The organism is Rhodoplanes sp. Z2-YC6860, from assembly GCF_001579845.1.
Classification (GTDB): domain Bacteria; phylum Pseudomonadota; class Alphaproteobacteria; order Rhizobiales; family Xanthobacteraceae; genus Z2-YC6860.
This window is the reverse complement of the sequence record NZ_CP007440.1, coordinates 7149964-7165093: the sequence shown is the minus strand read 5'-3', so window position 1 is coordinate 7165093 and position 15130 is coordinate 7149964. Positions and strand designations below refer to the sequence as shown.

Below are 15130 nucleotides of genomic sequence, written 5' to 3'. Positions count from 1 at the left end.
CCCGAAAAGTTTGAGGCCGGTTGGGTCTCAACCGGCCTCGTCAATCGTCTGATGCCAAATCGGCGCGGTGATCAATCGCCCTTCGGCTTCAACCCGAACTCGCTCCAGCGCTTCATTGTAGCGTCGATATCGGTCTGCTCCGGCCAGACCTTCGGCGGGAAGCGGGCGCCGCCGAGCTCCGGATCGGGGTCGTAGTCGAGGTTCATGGTGGCGTCGATCAGCAGGCGATTCCACTTGCCGGTGCCGAACAGCGCCGGGTTGCGGTCGCGTTTGCGGGTGGACGGGTCGAGCCCTGCGCCGAAGGTCGAAGGCATGATGATGATGTCATCCTCGCCGGCGTTGACGCGCTGGGCGATGGCCCAGTCGACCGCCGCATAGTCGTGGATGTCGATGTCGTCGTCGACCACGGTGATGTGCTTGTAGCGCACGTGCGCGGCCGATGAGCCCCAGATCGCGTTGGCGGCCTGCTTGGCCTGGTTGCGGTAGGACGACTTCATGCGGATCAAGAGGTTGATGCCGGTCTGCACCGGCGGGCACCACACGTCGGTGACGCCCGGCACACCCGCGCGGTCGAGCACGTTCCAGGCCGTCGAGGCGCGCATGATCGACGAGCAGATGCCATTCTCCGAATAGGAGCCGGGCAGCGAGCCCTCGACCGTGCCGCGCAGGATCGGATTGTTGCGGTGGGTGATGGCGGTGACGCGGATGGTCGGTTTGGGGCTCTTGTCACCGGCCACGTAGCCGGTGAACTCCGCGAACGGGCCTTCCATGTCCCAGTTCTTCGGATCGAGCTGCAGATAGCCCTCGATGACGATCTCGGAGGTGGCCGGCACGTAGAGGTCGACGGTCTCGCATTTCACCAGATCGACCGGCTCGCCGCGGATCGAGCCCATCACGTCATACTCGGAGATGCCCTTCGGCACCGGCGAGCCGCCGGTGAAGGCTAGCGACGGCTCCCAGCCGATCGCGACCGCGATCGGCATCTCCGAAGAGCCGCCATTCTGCCAGGCGGTGACGTGATGGCCGATGTGCTGGGCGCGCCACATCAGGATCGGGATGCGGTCCTTCGCCGAGACCATGCCGCGATAGACGCCGACGTTCATGATGCCGGTCGTGGGGTCCTTGGTGACCACGCCGCCATAGGTCAGGACGTAGCGGCCGCCATCGACGCGATTCCAATGCGGCACCGGGAAGTCGTAGAGGTTGATGTCCTTGCCGGTGAGGACATTCTCCTTGCACGGCCCGTCCTTGACGATGCGCGGCGGAATCTGGCCCTCGAGGATGGTGCGTCCGACCTTGACGATATCGCGCGGATGGGTGTCGGGCTCCATGCCGAGCAACATGGCGACACGGCGATAGCTGCCGATGCTGCCGGTGAACACCTGGCCGCAGCGCGTGGTGTTCTTGTTGTAGTCCTTGATGTTCTTGAAGAGGAGCGCCGGGCCCGTGCCCGGTCCCTGCGCCATGCGCGTCACGGTGCCGAGCTCGACGTTCCAATCGACCTCGGCGTCGATCTCGCGAAGCTCGCCAGCGGACTTCAGCGTCTTCATCCAGTTGCGCATATCGCCGAAGGCGACAGGTTTCCGTTGCACGCTCATTGTCTCTTCATTCTCCGGTCACTGTTCTTATCCCTTCCATTGGGTGGAAGGGTTTGCGGGGGATGTTCAGCGTTTCGCGGCGATGGCAAAACGCTCGGCGGGCGGCGCAATCTCGGTGACAAGATCGCGCACGAGGGGCTTGTTGGACAAGGGCGTGAGCGTCATTTCGCGCGGCTCAAGCCGAGCCGTGCAGGCATAGACGGTCTCGCCGTCGAGCTCCAGCATGCATTCCTTGCAGGCGTTGGCGTTGATGCAGGAGAAGCGGATCGCCAGCGACGGATCTTTGTTGACGCGGATCCAGCGAATGCCGTCGAGCACCGACTGGCCGCGCTCGAACGGCACCTCGTGGGTTTCCCAATGGCCGTTGGCCTTATCGAGGCCGCGCCAGATTTTCAGGGTCGCGGTGTCGCTCATTGCGCAGCTTTCATTGCGCCGCTTGCGCGATCGGCGCAGCCGGCACCGAGGTCAGCGTGACGGTCTTGCCGGACAGCCGGGCGACCTGGTTGACGTGCCATTGTTCGAGCATGCCCGGGAAGTCCTCGCGCTGATGAGCGCCGCGGCTTTCGGTGCGGGCGAGGGCGGCTTTCGTGACGGTGTGCGCGACGAGGAGCATGTTGCGCAGATCGAACCAGTCGAGCCGGGCCATATCGAAGGGCGCCGTGCCGCCGAACGGGCGGTCGCCGATTTCGCCCGTCATCTGGTCGATGGCGGCGAGCGCGCGGGTGAGACCGTCCTTGGTGCGGAGCGGTCCGACATCGTCGGACATCACGGCCTGCAACCGCGCCACCAGTTCGGCGGAATTCGGCTGATCCTTCGGACCCTCGCTGGCGATGAGATCGATCGCCTCGCGGGCCGCTTCAGGTTTGGCCTCGACCGCGCGCACGGCCTTGGCGCGGGCCGCCGCGGTGCGGCCGGCCTGACGGCCGAACACCAGCGCTTCGGTGATGGCGTTGCCTGAGAGTCTGTTGGCGCCGTTTGCGCCGCCGACCGCTTCGCCCGCGACCAGAAGCCCCGGCAGTTCGGTCTGCATCCGCACGTCGGCGGCAACGCCGCCCATGTGGTAATGGGCGATCGGCGCCACCTCGACCGCCATCTTGGTCAGGTCGATGCCGTTCTCCGCCAGCTTGTCGATCACCGGGCCGAACGCCTCGCGCAGTTTCTCTTCCGGCACGTGCTGGAAGCTCAGATACGCGCCGCCGTGCGGCGAGCCGCGGCCGGCCGCGACCTCTTTCAGGATCGCGTAGGTGCCGAGATCGCGGGTGATGATGTACTTGCCGTCTTCCGCGACGCCGTAGCGGTCGGTGAACGGCTGCATGTCGCGGTTGAGCAGCTTGCCGCCGAGTTTGTAGCGGAACGGATCCCACATGATCGGATCCATGCCGATCAGCCGTGGCGCGAGATGCCCGATCGGGAAGAACTGCACGAACTCCATGTCGAGCACGGGCGCGCCCGCGCGCATGCAGAGCGCGTAGCCGTCGCCCCCCATGTTGCTCGACGCGCTGTTGCGGCGATAGAGCCGCGTCAGCCCGCCGGTCGCGACGATGGTGGTCTTGGCCGAGAACAGCACCGGCTTGCCGCTGCCCGCATGCCAGGCGACAGCGCCTGTGACTTCGCCGCCGGACTTCACCAGATCGACCACGCAGAGATCGCCCGAGCGGCTGATGCCTTTGGTCTTGTGCAGCGCCGTGCGCATCGTCTTCGACACCGCCGGACCGGTGTTGAGGAAATCGACATAGACGCAGCGCGGCCGGTCGTGGCCCGGTGCAAAGGCCGAGGTGATCTTGCCGTTCCGGCGCGCCCAGCCGACGCCCCAGGCATCCAGCTCGCGGATGCATTCGGGGCCTTCTTCGCACAGCAGGCGCGACAGCGCCTCGTTGCACAGCCCGCGGCCGGCGGTCAGCGTGTCCCGGTAATGGTGGCTCCAGTGGTCGGGGGCGTCGTCGCCCAAGGCGACGGCCACGGTCATCTGCGCCATCACGGTGGCGCCGCCGCGTCCGATCAGGCTCCGGTCGATCACATGAACGCTGCAGCCGAGGCGAGCGGCTTCGATCGCAGCGTACATTCCCGCCGCGCCGGAACCGATCACCAGCACGTCGGTCTCGATCTGGGTCACGTCAGTCATCGGGATTCCAAGGTCATGCCGCAACCTAGGGCGACAGCCCTCGAATCACCAGCCGTTCTTGCGCATTGCAGTGAGGCATTCCGTCATTCGGGAAGCGGTTTCCCGCGGGTTTCCGGCAGAAACGGCGCGGCAACGAGGCTTAAAATATAGATCGTTGCAATTGCGACCGCCGCGGTGCTGAAGCCGCCGAAATTGGCGATCAGCCAGCCCGAGATCAGCGGACCGGTCCAGGCGATCAGCCGCGGCGTGTTGAACACGAAGGCTGTCGCGGTGGCGCGCACCCGCGTCGGGAACAGCTCCGGCAGCCAGGCCGCCATCCAGGTGTATTGGCCGGACACGAAGGCGCCGCTGAAAGCCGTGGCCCACAGGATGGTGGTCAGATCATGAGACCACAGGAACACCAGCGGCACCGACAGGAAGGCCAGGGCCACATAGGCGATCGTGGTGCCCTTGCGGCCGTAGGCGTCGGCGATGAAGCCGAAGGCGGCATAGCCCAAGATCGCCCCGCCATTGTTGGCCATGGCGGCGTAGCTCGCCCACGTTTGCGCCGGGAGGCCGGCCTTGGCGGCCGCCGCGGCGACGTAGGGCGGTGTCCAGGCGGAGATGCCCCAGAACGCGAACGTGGTGGCCAGCGACATCAGGAAGGCCAGGATCACGCGCTGCCGGATTTGCGGTTCGGCGAACAGGTCGGCCACGGTGAAGCGTGCCAGCGCCTTGTCTTCGTCGCTGACCGCAGCGCCGCTGCGCACGCGGGCGGTCGCGGCATCGCGCCGTTCGTTGACGTGCTCCCAGCGTTCGGATTCAGGAATCGAACGGCGGATCCAGAGCGTCAGTAGAGCCGGCACCACGCCGAGCAGGAACATCACGCGCCAAGCATCGGGGCCGACCGGATTGATGAAGTACCAGGCGACCGAGGCGAGGAAGAAGCCGACGCCGAAGCCGGTCTGCATCAGGCCGACGCCCTTGCCGCGGTTCTTGTCGGGCCAGAGCTCGGCGACGATCGAGGTGCCGGTCACCCATTCGGAGCCGATGCAGACGCCGACCAGGAAGCGCATGATCGCGAACGACCACCAGTCCCAGGCAAAGGCGCTGAGCCCGGTCATCAGCGAATAGGCCAGGATCGCAAACAGCATGGTGCGCTTGCGGCCGATGTAGTCGGCAATGACGCCGCCGATCAGTCCGCCGACGCCCCAGCCGAGCAGCGTGATCGCGATGACGATGCCGGCATAGGTTGGGATTTGTGGATATTGCGAGGGATCGAGCAGCTGGTGCAGCGCCACGCCGACCGAGATCACCAGCGCGTAGGTCTCGTAGCCGTCGAACAGCCAGCCGAGGTTGGAGGCGATCAGTGTGTTCCACTGGCTGCGGTTCAGCGAGTGGTACCACGGCTGCGAAGATGACGAATCTGCAGCGACGCCCGGCATGGCGCACCTCCCCGTTGGCGCGCTCTTTCGGCGCGCGGTTCACTCCCCTGGCAGGCGCTTCTCTTTTATGTCCGCCTGTTCAGGCGGTGGCGCCGGCTTTGCGTTTCTTCGCAGCGATCTTCACCGCGTCCATCACCTCGGGATAGGTGGCGCAGCGACAGAGATTGCCGGTCAGATAGTGCTTGATCTGGTCCTCGGTCGGATCGGGATGCTCATCGAGGAGCTGGGTCACCATCATGATGAAACCCGGCGTGCAGTAGCCGCACTGGAAGGCGCTGGCTTCGATGAAGGCCTCTTGAACGGGGCTGAGCTTGGTCGGCGTGTCGAGGCTTTCGACCGTCTGCACCTCGGAGCCGTCGAGGAACGAGGCGAGATAGAGACAGCCCGACACCGCGCGGCCGTTGACGATGACCGAGCAGCAGCCGCACAGACCCTGGCCGCAACTTTCGCGCGCGCCGGTCAGCCCGAACTGGGTCTGCAGCATCTCGACCACATTGTGATGCGGCTTGACGTCGGCGGTGACCGCCGCGCCGTTGAGCTTGAACGTGATGGTACGTGTCGCGACCATATCAGGCTTCCTCCAGCGGCTTGCCTTGTTTGGCGCGCAGCGCCCGGTAAACCGACTCGGCGTTAAGGGGCATTTCCATGATTCGAACGCCGACCGCATCGTCGATGGCGTTGGCGAGTGCAGGGCCGATGCAGAAGGCTGCGACCTCGCCGACGCCCTTGGCGCCGAACGGGCCGTTCGACTGTTCGTGCTCGATGTAGTGGCATTCCAGGACGTCTGGCACGTCGTGGAATCCCGGGATCTTGTAGTCGGCGAGCGAGGCGTTCGTGACCTGGCCGCCGTCCTGGTACATCTTTTCGAACATCGTGAAGCCGACGTGCATCAGCGCGGAGCCGGAGATCTGCGTCTCCACGATCTTCGGATTGATGGCGCGTCCGCAATCCACCACGTTGACGAGCTTGGTGATCTTGACGTGCCCGGTCTCGGTGTCGACCTCGATCTCGGCGCCAGCGCCTGAGAGCATCCAGAACGGCGTGACGTTCGGGGTCTGGCCGGTGCCGGGGGCGGGCGGCGCGTAGTCCGGCTTGTAGATGCCGGAGCCGATCACGTTGCCGGCCTGCATGCCGTAGCGCTTCTGGAACAGCTCGGCGACCGGGATGTTGGAGCCCTCCGGCTCGCCGACTTCCTTGGCGAGCGCCTTGAGCTTGTCCCTGGCGTCCATGGCGGCGCGCTGCACCGCATGGCCCATGTGGAACAGCGAGCGCGAGCCGAGCGTGCCCATGTCGTAGGGCGTCACATCGGTGTCGCGCGGCACAACCCGCACCGTCTCGGTCGGAACGTTCAGCACCTCGGCGACCATCTGAGCCATGGAGGTGTCCGAGCCCTGGCCCATGTCGCTGGTGCCGCAATAAAGCGTGGTCGAGCCATCCGCCGAGACGTTGACCATCGCGACCGACGTGGTCGGCGAGATCACCGCCTTGATCGCGATGGCGAAGCCGCGGCCGCGCTTGATGGTCGGATGATTGCCGCGGTCGAACGGCTTCGACCACTCCATCCGCTCCAGCACCTTGTCCATCACCTTCTCGACCGGAGAATCCTTGAGGACTGTTCCGGTCGCGTGGGGGTCGCCGTCGTGGACGATATTCTTCCGGCGGAACTCGACGGGGTCGAGCTTCAGCGCGCGGGCGATCATGTCGGTGTGGCCTTCATAGGCCCAGACGAGCTGGGGCACGCCGAACCCGCGCAAGGCGCCGGACGGCACCTCGTTGGTGTAGAGTGCGTAGGAGTCGATCCAGACGTTGTCGATGTTGTAGGGGCCCGACGCCGTGAGACCGGACTTCTGGGTGACACGGGGGCCGATGTCGGCGTAGGCGCCGCCGTTCCAGAACACCTCGCACTTGCGCGCGACGATCTTGCCGTTCTTGTCGACGCCGCTCTTGATGCGGAACGTCGAGGGATGGCGGGTGATCTGGTAGAACATCTCCTCGAACGCGTAGGCGATCTTCACCGGCTTGCGCGCGATCATCGAAAGCGCGAGCGCCAGCGCTTCGAGCTTGATGTAGAGCTTGGAGCCGTAGCCCGAGCCGAGATACGGCACCTTGACCCGCACCTTGTTCTCCGGCCAGCCGAGCAGGCGCGCGATCTCGGTGCGAACGAAGGACGGTCCCTGCGACGAGTCGTAGAGCGTGACGTGGGTGTCCTTGTAGTCCGCGATGCAGGCGAATGGCTCGAACGACAGGTGCAGGACCTTCTGGGTCTTGAACTCGTGCTCGAACTTGTGCTCGGCGGCCGCGAAGGCCTTGTCGAAATCGCCGCGGCGAAGCTGATAATCGAGCGCCGTATTGGTGTTCTTGGCGTCCTTCAGGTGCTTCAGGTCGGCGAAGGTGCCGGCGGGCTTGAGCACGTCGTGAACATAGATGTCGGTGTTGAGCGCCTCGACCTCGTTGAAGACGGCGGGCATCTCTTCATATTCGGCGGTGATGAGCTGGGCGGCCTGCTCGGCGATGTGCGGATCGGTCGCGATCACGGCCGCCACCGGCTCGCCGACGAAGCGCACCTTCTCGTGGGCGAGAATCGGCTGATCGTGGAACGCAGGACCGTAATACGGGTTCGGCAGCACCTTCATGACGTCTTCGACGGTGACGATGTGCAGCACGCCCGGCACCTTCTTCGCCTCGCTGGTGTCGACCGACAGGATTTTGCCGTGCGCTACGGTGCTGCGGAACAGCTTGGCGTGCACCATGCCGGGCACGCGCATGACGTGGGTGTATTCAGCCCGGCCGGTGACCTTGTCGCGGCTCTCCAGCCGGGGCACCGAACGGCCGACCTGCGCGCCGACCTTGGCTGCTGTCTTCGCAGGCGGATCGAGTGTCGTGACCATCAGTGCAGCCCGTCCTTGCCTTCCAGCGCCCCGTTGATCGCGCGCCGGACATAGACCTTCATCAGTTCGCGCTTGTAAGGCACCGAGCCGCGGACGTCGGCGATGAACTCCGATTCCGCGACTGCGGCCTCGCCGGCTTCCTTCAGCAGCGCGTCGGTGACGGTCTTGCCGTTGATCAGAGCTTCGGTGGCCTTCAGACGCGTGGCCTTGTCGGTCGCGGCGCTCGCGACAATGCGCGCATTCTTGACGGTCTTGCCATCGGCCTCGATGACGGCCGCGACGCCGAGCGCAGGCCAGTCGTCGGCCGAGCCGGTGGTGACCTTGAAGTAGGCGCCCTTGCGGGTGCCCTGGGCCGGGACGTGCACTTCGGCGATCAACTCGTTCTTCTCGAGCACGGTCTCGTAATAGCCGGCGAACAGCTCCTCGACCGGGAGCTTGCGCTCGCCGTTCGGGCCGACCACCGTCATGACGGCGCCGAGCGCCATCAGCACTGGCGGCAGGTCCATGTGCGGATCGCCATGGGCCAGCGCGCCGCCGACGGTCGCGACGTTGCGCACGCGGACGTTCGACAGCGTCCGCAGCGTGCGGCTGATGAGCGGGGTGACCTTCTTCACGTCGGCGGAGCGCTCCAGCATGCCGAGCGCCGTCATGGCGCCGATCTTCAGGCCCGAGGCGTCGGCGCTGATCGACGAATACTTGCTCTCGATCTTGCGCAGGCTGATGAGCTTTTCCGGGTTGAACACGCCGGCCTTCATCATCAGCATCAGCGCGGTGCCGCCGGCGATCGGACGGATCGTCGGATCGTCGGGATTGAGGAGCTTGACCGCCGCCGCGAGCGAGGTCGGTTCGGACAGTTCGAACGGGATCATTAAGCCTCCGGCTTGCCTTCCGCGAAGGCTGCGCGCAGCCGTGCGGCGAATTGCTTTTCCATGTCCTTGGCCTTGGAGCGCAGCACCGGCTGGCCGATGCTGCCGAGCTTGCCGGCCAGTGTGGATTCGACCGAATAGGTCACCTTGGTCTCGTTGCCGGCGTCTTCCAGCTTTGTGATCGACTTGGCGGTCAGGCGCCCGACGACGCCAAGAGGTGTGCCCTCGATCTTGGCCTCGATCTCGGACGGCTCATCGGCGCGGGTGACCTCGACGGTCACGGCGAACTTGAACTTGAGATAAGCGACCCTGGTCTCGAACACAGCCTCGTAGTGGGTCGGATCGATTTCCTTGAGGTCCTGGACGCCGTCGACGAAGCGGACGAAGGAACTGGCGTCCCGGAGCGTCTTGTAGACCACGTCACGGGGTGCGTTGACGGTGAATTCGCCTGAAACATTCATGGGATACGGGAAACCCTGGATTTTACGGAAAAAGAGAAAAGCGCATACCGAACGCTAGGTCAAACGCCGGGAACGGCGTTTGACGCATGGCACTTCGCCGCAACTCAGCGCTGTTGCATTTCGATCGGGTGGTCGTCATTCCGGGGCGCTCGCGAATGCGAGCGAACCCGGAATCCAGACGCACATTCCGCCCCCGGTTCTGGATTCCGGGTTCGGTCCTGCGGACCGCCCCGGAATGACCGCGGAGGGATTTGCGTTAACGCTTCTGGCGAAGCTCCAGCACCCGGTCGACCATCTCGCCGGCCTGGCCCAGATAGTTGGCCGGGTCGCAGAGCTTGGCCAGCTCGGCCTTGTTCATATGCTTGGAGATTTCCTCGTTTTCGGCGAGCAGGTCGGCCAGCGGACGGCCGGTCGCCACCACCTTGCGGCAGATGTCATAGACGAGATCATGGGCGTATTGCCGGCCCAGATACGGGCCGAGCCCCATCATCACGGCTTCCGACACGATCAGGCCCTTCGTAATGTCGAGGTTCGACCGCATCTTCTTCTCGTCGACCTGGAGGCCTGAGACCAGGAACTTGGTCTGCGACAAGCAGCCGGCCGTGAGCGTGAAAATCTCCGGCAGCACGATCCACTCGATTTCCCACTGGCCGGTGGCGCGCTCGTGGTCCTGCTCCATGGCGTTGAGCAGCGCCATCACCTGGGAGCGCACCACGCCGGTCTGCGCCGTGATGTAGACGCAGGAGATCGGGTTGCGCTTTTGCGGCATGGTCGAGGACGAGCCACGGCCCTCGTGGAACGGCTCGTAGACCTCCTCCACCTCGGTCTGCATCATCAGCTTCACGTCATAGGCGATCTTGTTGCAGATGCCGGTGACGAGGCCGAGGAAGCAGCCGACCTCGGCGATGCGGTCATGCACCGTGTGCCAGGCGATCTCCGGCTGGGCGAGGTTGAGCTCCTTGGCGAGCTCAACCTGGGTGCGCAGGCCGTCTTTGCCAAGCGACGACAGTGTGCCGGCAGCGCCGCCGAACTCGAACACGAAGGTGCGCTCCTTGAGCTGCTGGAGCCGCTGCTTGTGGCGCTCGAAGGCCGCCAGATAGGTCGCGCACTTGTAGCCGAAGGTGATCGGCACGGCTTGTTGGAGATTGCTGCGGCCGGCCATCACGGTGTTGCGGTGCTTCTTGGCGAGGGCTGCCAGCGCGTCGGAAATGTCGTTGATGTCTTTTTCGATGATCGCCAGACCCTCGCGGATCTGCATGATCGTGGCGCTGTCGGTGATGTCCTGGGTGGTCGCGCCCCAGTGGCACCATTCGCCGAGGCCGTCCTTGCACAGCTTCACGAGCTGCGACACCACCGGCAGCACCGGATAGCCGATGCGCTCGGTTTCGGTCTTCAGCTTCGCGATGTCGTATTCCTCGACCTTCACGTGCTTGAGGATCTCGTCGCAGGCCTCCTGCGGGATGATCTTCAGCCGGGCCTGGGCGCGGGCCAGGCCGGCTTCGAAGTCGAGATACTTCTGGATGCGGTTGCCGTCGGACCACACCTGCCGCATGGCTTCGGTGCCGAAGATGTCTTTGAAAATCGCGGAGTCGATGGTGCCGGTCGGCATAGAGGAACGCCTTTCTTTACAAGCAGAAATCCTTGGGCGGCATCCTCTTAATATGCCGCAGCGATTTCACCAACGGGGCGGGTGCGTGCCGAACGGCGCCGACGGCAGCGCCCATTGCGCCGGCGTTTCGGACATCTCCGCGGCGTGGCGGACCGCCGTAAGCGTGCCGAAGGCCGACGGATAGGTGGCGAGCCGGTCGGCGGCCTGTGCGAAGTCGATGTCGGACGCGGCAAAGCCGTCCGCCACGCGGCCCATGTCGCGGAGCCAGAGCCCCGTGCGCGCCAGCGCGACACGAACGTGCCAGCTGCCGCCTTCGTCGATCCGGCGCAGCAGCGCCGTGATGGCGCCGAGCGCCATCAGATAACCTGAGGCATGATCGAGCGCCTGGCAGGGCAGGGCGACCAGGCCGGTTTTGCCCGCCGCTTCGGCCTCGGCGAAATTCAATCCGGTCGCGGTCTGCGTCAGGCTGTCGAAGCCGCGACGTGCGGCCCAGGACCCGACGTGGCCGTAAGCCGACAGCGACACGCAGACGATGCCCGGGCGGATCGCGGCGGCGTCCTTCGGCCCGAAGCCGCGGGCCGCGACTGCGCCCGGCCGGTAGGACTGCACGAACACGTCGGCGCCTTGCAGCAGCGCGCGGAAGTCGCTTCGGCCTTCGCTCGTCGCCAGATCGACGTGAGCCGAGCGCTTGCCGCGGCCGGTGTCGATATCGGCGACGTCGATGGTCGGCAGATTCGGTGAAATGACGCGCAGCACGTCCGCGCCGTGGGCGGCGAGCGTGCGGCCACAGACCGGGCCTGCGAGCACGCGGGTCATTTCGAGGACACGCAGATTTTCCAGCGGCCGGCTGCCGGCGGGCACGGAGAGCTTCGGCGCGTCGCCGATCTTTTCCAGCGTGATCAGCGGAACGGTGCGCACCGCCGCGCCCTGCGGATGCGCGTCCCATTCGGCAAACGTGCGCGCCTTGGCGACCACCATCCCGGCCGCCGCCGCAGCGTCCTCGAATTTCTCCGCGCTCCAGCTTTCGAATGCTTTGGCGACGGCCTCGCGGCTGTGCTCGCACTGCAGCAGCTTCAACACGCCATCGCGATGGTGCGGGAAGTTGGTGTGGATGCGCACCCAGTTGCCATCGCCGCAGCGATAGGCGCCGGCGATCTTGTCCCACAGCTCCGGCGCCTCGCCTCCGTTGACGCGAAGATAGCGCTCGCTCCGAAATTCAATCGCGGCGCTGCGGGCATCGACGGTGACCTGTTGCGCGCGTCCGCCGCGTCGGCGGTGCAACTCGGTGGCGGCAAGCGCCGCGGCGCCGATGCTGACCTGCGCCATCTGGCCGACGTGAAACGACGACGGCAGCGCCGGATCGGCGCCGGTGAGCGCGACACGGTCCAGCGCCTCGGCCGGCAGGCCGAGGTCGTTCCACAGTTTTGTCAGCGATTGCTTGGCGTTCATGCGGCGCAATTTAATGCCGCAAGCTGGCAGCGCCAGGGCCTACTCGACCTTGATGCCGGTCTTGGCCACGAGCGCGCGCCAGAGTTCCGTCTCGCTTTTGATACGCGAGATCACCGCGTCCGGCGCACCGGGCTCCGGATCGAAGCCCTGCTTCGCGAAGGTCTCGATCACGTCGGGTTCTTTGAGGATTTCGCCCATGGCTCGGTTGAGCTTGTTGACGATCGCATCCGGCGCGCCGGCCGGCATCACATAGGCAAGCCAGAGCGCGACGTCGTAATCCTTCACGCCGGCTTCCATCATGGTCGGCACCTCGGGCAGCGACGACACCCGCTTCTTGCCCGTGGTCGCGAGCGTGCGGAGCGTGCCGTCGCGGATGTTGGCCAGCGTCGGGCCGACGGTGGCGAATTGCATGTCGAGGCGGCCGGCGATGATGTCGATCGACGATTGCGCCGAGCTCTTGTACGGCACGTGGGTGATGTCGATGTCCATGTCGCTGGTGAACAGCGCTGCCGCGAGATGCGCGAGGCTCGCCAGCCCTGCCGAACCGTAGGTCAGCTTGCCTGGCTTGGTCTTGGCGAGCGCAGCCAGCTCGGACACGCTTTTCGCCGGGATGCCGGGATAGAGCACCAGCACATAAGGCGCGGCGCCGATCATGCCGATCGGCTTGAAATCGTTGATCGGGTCGTAAGGAAGCTTGGTGCCGAGCGCGGGCGCCACGCCGTGCGTGCTCGCCGTGATCAGCCCCATGGTGTAGCCGTCAGGCGCGGATTTCGCGACCGCGTCGGCGCCGAGATTGCCGCTCGCGCCGGCGCGGTTCTCGACCACGAACTGCTGGCCGAGCTTGGTCGAGAATTTCTGCGCCATCACGCGGCTGACGATGTCGGTCGCAGAGCCGGCCGGGAACGGCACGATCAGCCGCACGGGGCGGTCCGGGTAATTCGCGTCCGATTGTGCGAACGCCGGCGCAGCCGCTGCGGCCCATGCCAGAAGCGCGAATGCGATCCGCATCATTTGGCGAACTCCTGCGCGAGCTTCGTGATCATCTCTTCGAAATCGTTCAATCCGTTGAAGCGCGGCGAGCCCGCCATGCGCGGCGTGAGGATGACGTTGTCGAAGGCCAGCAGTTCGTCGTCCTCGGCCACCGGCTCCTTGTAGTGCACATCCAGCGCCGCGCCGCCGAGCGGGCCGTGGCGCAGCGCCTCGATCAGCGCGTCCCGATTGACGACCGCCGCGTTGGAGACGTTGACCAGATAGGCCCCGCGCTTGACCTGCGCGAACTCGGCACGGCCGAGGAAATCGCGGGTCGAAGGCAAGGTCGGAAGCTGCGGCAGGATGAAATCGCTCTCGGCAAGGAGCGTGGCCAGCGGCACGTGGCGCGCGCCAAGCTCGCGCTCCTCGCTCTCCGGCGCCCGCGTGCGCTGATGATAGAGAACATTCATGGCAAAAGCCCTGGCCCGGATTGCAATTTCCTTGCCGATCTCGCCGAGGCCAATGATGCCGATGGTCGCACCGTTCAGTTGCCGGGTGCCGCCCAGGCGGGCGTAGTTGCCGCCAGGGGTGTGCTCGCGCTGGAACGGTTTGAACGCGCCTTGCCTTGCCTTGATGCGTTCCACCGTGACGAGACCGTCGAGTTCGTCGAGCTTGCGCGCGAGCATCAGCATCAGGCCGAAGGCATGCTCGGCGCAGGAGACGTTGGCGCGGCGCCGCAAGGTGAGAAGCTTCACGCCTTTGTCGGCGCAGGCCGCGGCGTCAACGTTGCGGAGGCCTGAGCCGAACTTCTGCAGCACCTTCAGCTTGGGCGCAGCTGCGAGGTCGTCGCGCGTGACGCGGAGCGACTCCGTCACCAGCGCCACGCAATCCGCAAGGTTGGCGCGCATCTCCTCTTCCGAGGTGACGAGCCGCACCTCCGCGGGATAGAGCGCCGCCGAGCCCTTGCGCACCCGCGCGCACCAGCCCGCGAAATCCGGCTCGTCGGTCGACATGAAGTCGGCGAAGGCCGCGCGGCGCTCTTCGCTGGCGTTCGGGTCGAGCACCAGCGGAATGAGCCGGGTGAAAGGATCGTCTTCAACGACAATAACAGGAAGATCGGCCATGCCGCCCCCACGCAATGACAAGGATTGACGGCAGCGAGCTACGCTTTTTTCGGCTCGAGATCGACGCGCAACGCCGTGAACACGCGGTTGTGCATCAGATACGTGCCGACCAGCACCGACAGCTCGACGATCTCGCGCTCGTTGTAGTGTTTGCGCACCGCATTGAAGACGTCATCCGGCACGTCCGGCGCCGCGATCATCGCATCCACGTAGGCGAGCGCGGCGCGCTCCGCCTCGTTGAAGAACTTCGATCCGCGCCAGTCCTTCAGCGCCTCGCATTCCTCGACCGACACGCCGTCCGGCACGGCGATCCGCGGCACGTGCTGCTGCAGCGCGTAGCCGTATTTCGCGGCCTGCGCGATCCGCACGATGGCGATCTCGCGAAGCCGCGGCGAGAGCTTGGTTTTCCAGCGGATCGCGCCGATGTGCTCGAACCACGTCATGCACACGGTCGGCGAGTGCAGCAGCAGCTTGTAGATGTTGATCAGCCCGCCGCGCGCGCCCTTGATCTTCGAGATGTCGGAGGCAAGCTCCGGGTGGTCCTTCTCTTCGACGTACGGAATGCGAGCCATAATTTCTTCCCCGAATTGCTTTGTTATTCTGAAAAGTGCGACGAGGCC

At 65.5% G+C, this 15130-nt stretch carries 13 protein-coding genes; all 13 read right to left on the bottom strand.

Annotated features, from left to right (window positions below):
- Positions 1 to 71 precede the first annotated feature (71 nt).
- Positions 72 to 1598, bottom strand: coding sequence for a UbiD family decarboxylase (locus RHPLAN_RS33430; RefSeq protein WP_084246089.1), 1527 nt, complete (start codon positions 1596 to 1598; stop codon positions 72 to 74).
- Positions 1599 to 1664: 66 nt separating this feature from the next.
- On the bottom strand, positions 1665 to 2012 hold the full coding sequence (locus RHPLAN_RS33425) for a 2Fe-2S iron-sulfur cluster-binding protein (protein ID WP_068027915.1): 348 nt from the start codon (positions 2010 to 2012) through the stop codon (positions 1665 to 1667).
- A gap of 10 nt (positions 2013 to 2022) precedes the next feature.
- Entirely contained in the window at positions 2023 to 3720 is a 1698-nt protein-coding gene (locus RHPLAN_RS33420; RefSeq protein WP_068027913.1) for an FAD-dependent oxidoreductase, read from the bottom strand.
- A gap of 83 nt (positions 3721 to 3803) precedes the next feature.
- Positions 3804 to 5144: an MFS transporter gene (locus tag RHPLAN_RS33415; protein ID WP_157100644.1), complete on the bottom strand. Its 1341-nt coding sequence runs from the start codon at positions 5142 to 5144 to the stop codon at positions 3804 to 3806.
- Positions 5145 to 5223: 79 nt separating this feature from the next.
- Complete coding sequence (locus RHPLAN_RS33410) at positions 5224 to 5712, bottom strand: (2Fe-2S)-binding protein (protein ID WP_068027911.1); 489 nt, start codon at positions 5710 to 5712, stop codon at positions 5224 to 5226.
- Between the two features lies 1 nt (position 5713).
- Positions 5714 to 8032 carry a xanthine dehydrogenase family protein molybdopterin-binding subunit gene (locus RHPLAN_RS33405; RefSeq protein WP_068027908.1) on the bottom strand — a complete coding sequence of 773 codons (2319 nt, stop codon included), beginning with the start codon at positions 8030 to 8032 and terminating at the stop codon, positions 5714 to 5716.
- A complete protein-coding gene (locus RHPLAN_RS33400; protein ID WP_068027905.1) occupies positions 8032 to 8901 on the bottom strand; it encodes an FAD binding domain-containing protein in 870 nt (289 codons plus the stop codon). Before RHPLAN_RS33400 ends, RHPLAN_RS33405 begins: the two co-directional genes overlap by 1 nt.
- A complete protein-coding gene (locus tag RHPLAN_RS33395; RefSeq protein WP_068027902.1) occupies positions 8901 to 9359 on the bottom strand; it encodes an SRPBCC family protein in 459 nt (152 codons plus the stop codon). The genes RHPLAN_RS33400 and RHPLAN_RS33395 overlap by 1 nt, the downstream gene beginning before the upstream one ends.
- Positions 9360 to 9615: 256 nt before the next feature.
- The gene (gene pcaB / locus RHPLAN_RS33390; protein WP_068027899.1) at positions 9616 to 10968 is read right to left on the bottom strand and encodes a 3-carboxy-cis,cis-muconate cycloisomerase; all 1353 of its coding nucleotides are present in this window, start codon (positions 10966 to 10968) and stop codon (positions 9616 to 9618) included.
- 66 nt (positions 10969 to 11034) lie between these two features.
- Positions 11035 to 12417 carry a CoA transferase gene (locus RHPLAN_RS33385; RefSeq protein ID WP_068027898.1) on the bottom strand — a complete coding sequence of 461 codons (1383 nt, stop codon included), beginning with the start codon at positions 12415 to 12417 and terminating at the stop codon, positions 11035 to 11037.
- Between the two features lie 39 nt (positions 12418 to 12456).
- A complete protein-coding gene (locus RHPLAN_RS33380; protein ID WP_068027897.1) occupies positions 12457 to 13428 on the bottom strand; it encodes a Bug family tripartite tricarboxylate transporter substrate binding protein in 972 nt (323 codons plus the stop codon).
- The gene (locus RHPLAN_RS33375) at positions 13425 to 14510 is read right to left on the bottom strand and encodes an NAD(P)-dependent oxidoreductase (RefSeq protein WP_068027896.1); all 1086 of its coding nucleotides are present in this window, start codon (positions 14508 to 14510) and stop codon (positions 13425 to 13427) included. The genes RHPLAN_RS33380 and RHPLAN_RS33375 overlap by 4 nt, the downstream gene beginning before the upstream one ends.
- Before the next feature lie 38 nt (positions 14511 to 14548).
- Positions 14549 to 15082 (bottom strand): carboxymuconolactone decarboxylase family protein, encoded by a 534-nt coding sequence (locus RHPLAN_RS33370; RefSeq protein ID WP_068027895.1) that lies wholly within the window; start codon positions 15080 to 15082, stop codon positions 14549 to 14551.
- Positions 15083 to 15130: the final 48 nt, after the last annotated feature.

Coding starts and splice junctions, on each gene's coding strand:
- RHPLAN_RS33430 (WP_084246089.1), bottom strand. CDS start 1,598: ATGAGCGTGCAACGGAAACCTGTCGCCTTCGGCGATATGCGCAACTGG.
- RHPLAN_RS33425 (WP_068027915.1), bottom strand. CDS start 2,012: ATGAGCGACACCGCGACCCTGAAAATCTGGCGCGGCCTCGATAAGGCC.
- RHPLAN_RS33420 (WP_068027913.1), bottom strand. CDS start 3,720: ATGACTGACGTGACCCAGATCGAGACCGACGTGCTGGTGATCGGTTCC.
- RHPLAN_RS33415 (WP_157100644.1), bottom strand. CDS start 5,144: ATGCCGGGCGTCGCTGCAGATTCGTCATCTTCGCAGCCGTGGTACCAC.
- RHPLAN_RS33410 (WP_068027911.1), bottom strand. CDS start 5,712: ATGGTCGCGACACGTACCATCACGTTCAAGCTCAACGGCGCGGCGGTC.
- RHPLAN_RS33405 (WP_068027908.1), bottom strand. CDS start 8,032: ATGGTCACGACACTCGATCCGCCTGCGAAGACAGCAGCCAAGGTCGGC.
- RHPLAN_RS33400 (WP_068027905.1), bottom strand. CDS start 8,901: ATGATCCCGTTCGAACTGTCCGAACCGACCTCGCTCGCGGCGGCGGTC.
- RHPLAN_RS33395 (WP_068027902.1), bottom strand. CDS start 9,359: ATGAATGTTTCAGGCGAATTCACCGTCAACGCACCCCGTGACGTGGTC.
- pcaB (WP_068027899.1), bottom strand. CDS start 10,968: ATGCCGACCGGCACCATCGACTCCGCGATTTTCAAAGACATCTTCGGC.
- RHPLAN_RS33385 (WP_068027898.1), bottom strand. CDS start 12,417: ATGAACGCCAAGCAATCGCTGACAAAACTGTGGAACGACCTCGGCCTG.
- RHPLAN_RS33380 (WP_068027897.1), bottom strand. CDS start 13,428: ATGATGCGGATCGCATTCGCGCTTCTGGCATGGGCCGCAGCGGCTGCG.
- RHPLAN_RS33375 (WP_068027896.1), bottom strand. CDS start 14,510: ATGGCCGATCTTCCTGTTATTGTCGTTGAAGACGATCCTTTCACCCGG.
- RHPLAN_RS33370 (WP_068027895.1), bottom strand. CDS start 15,082: ATGGCTCGCATTCCGTACGTCGAAGAGAAGGACCACCCGGAGCTTGCC.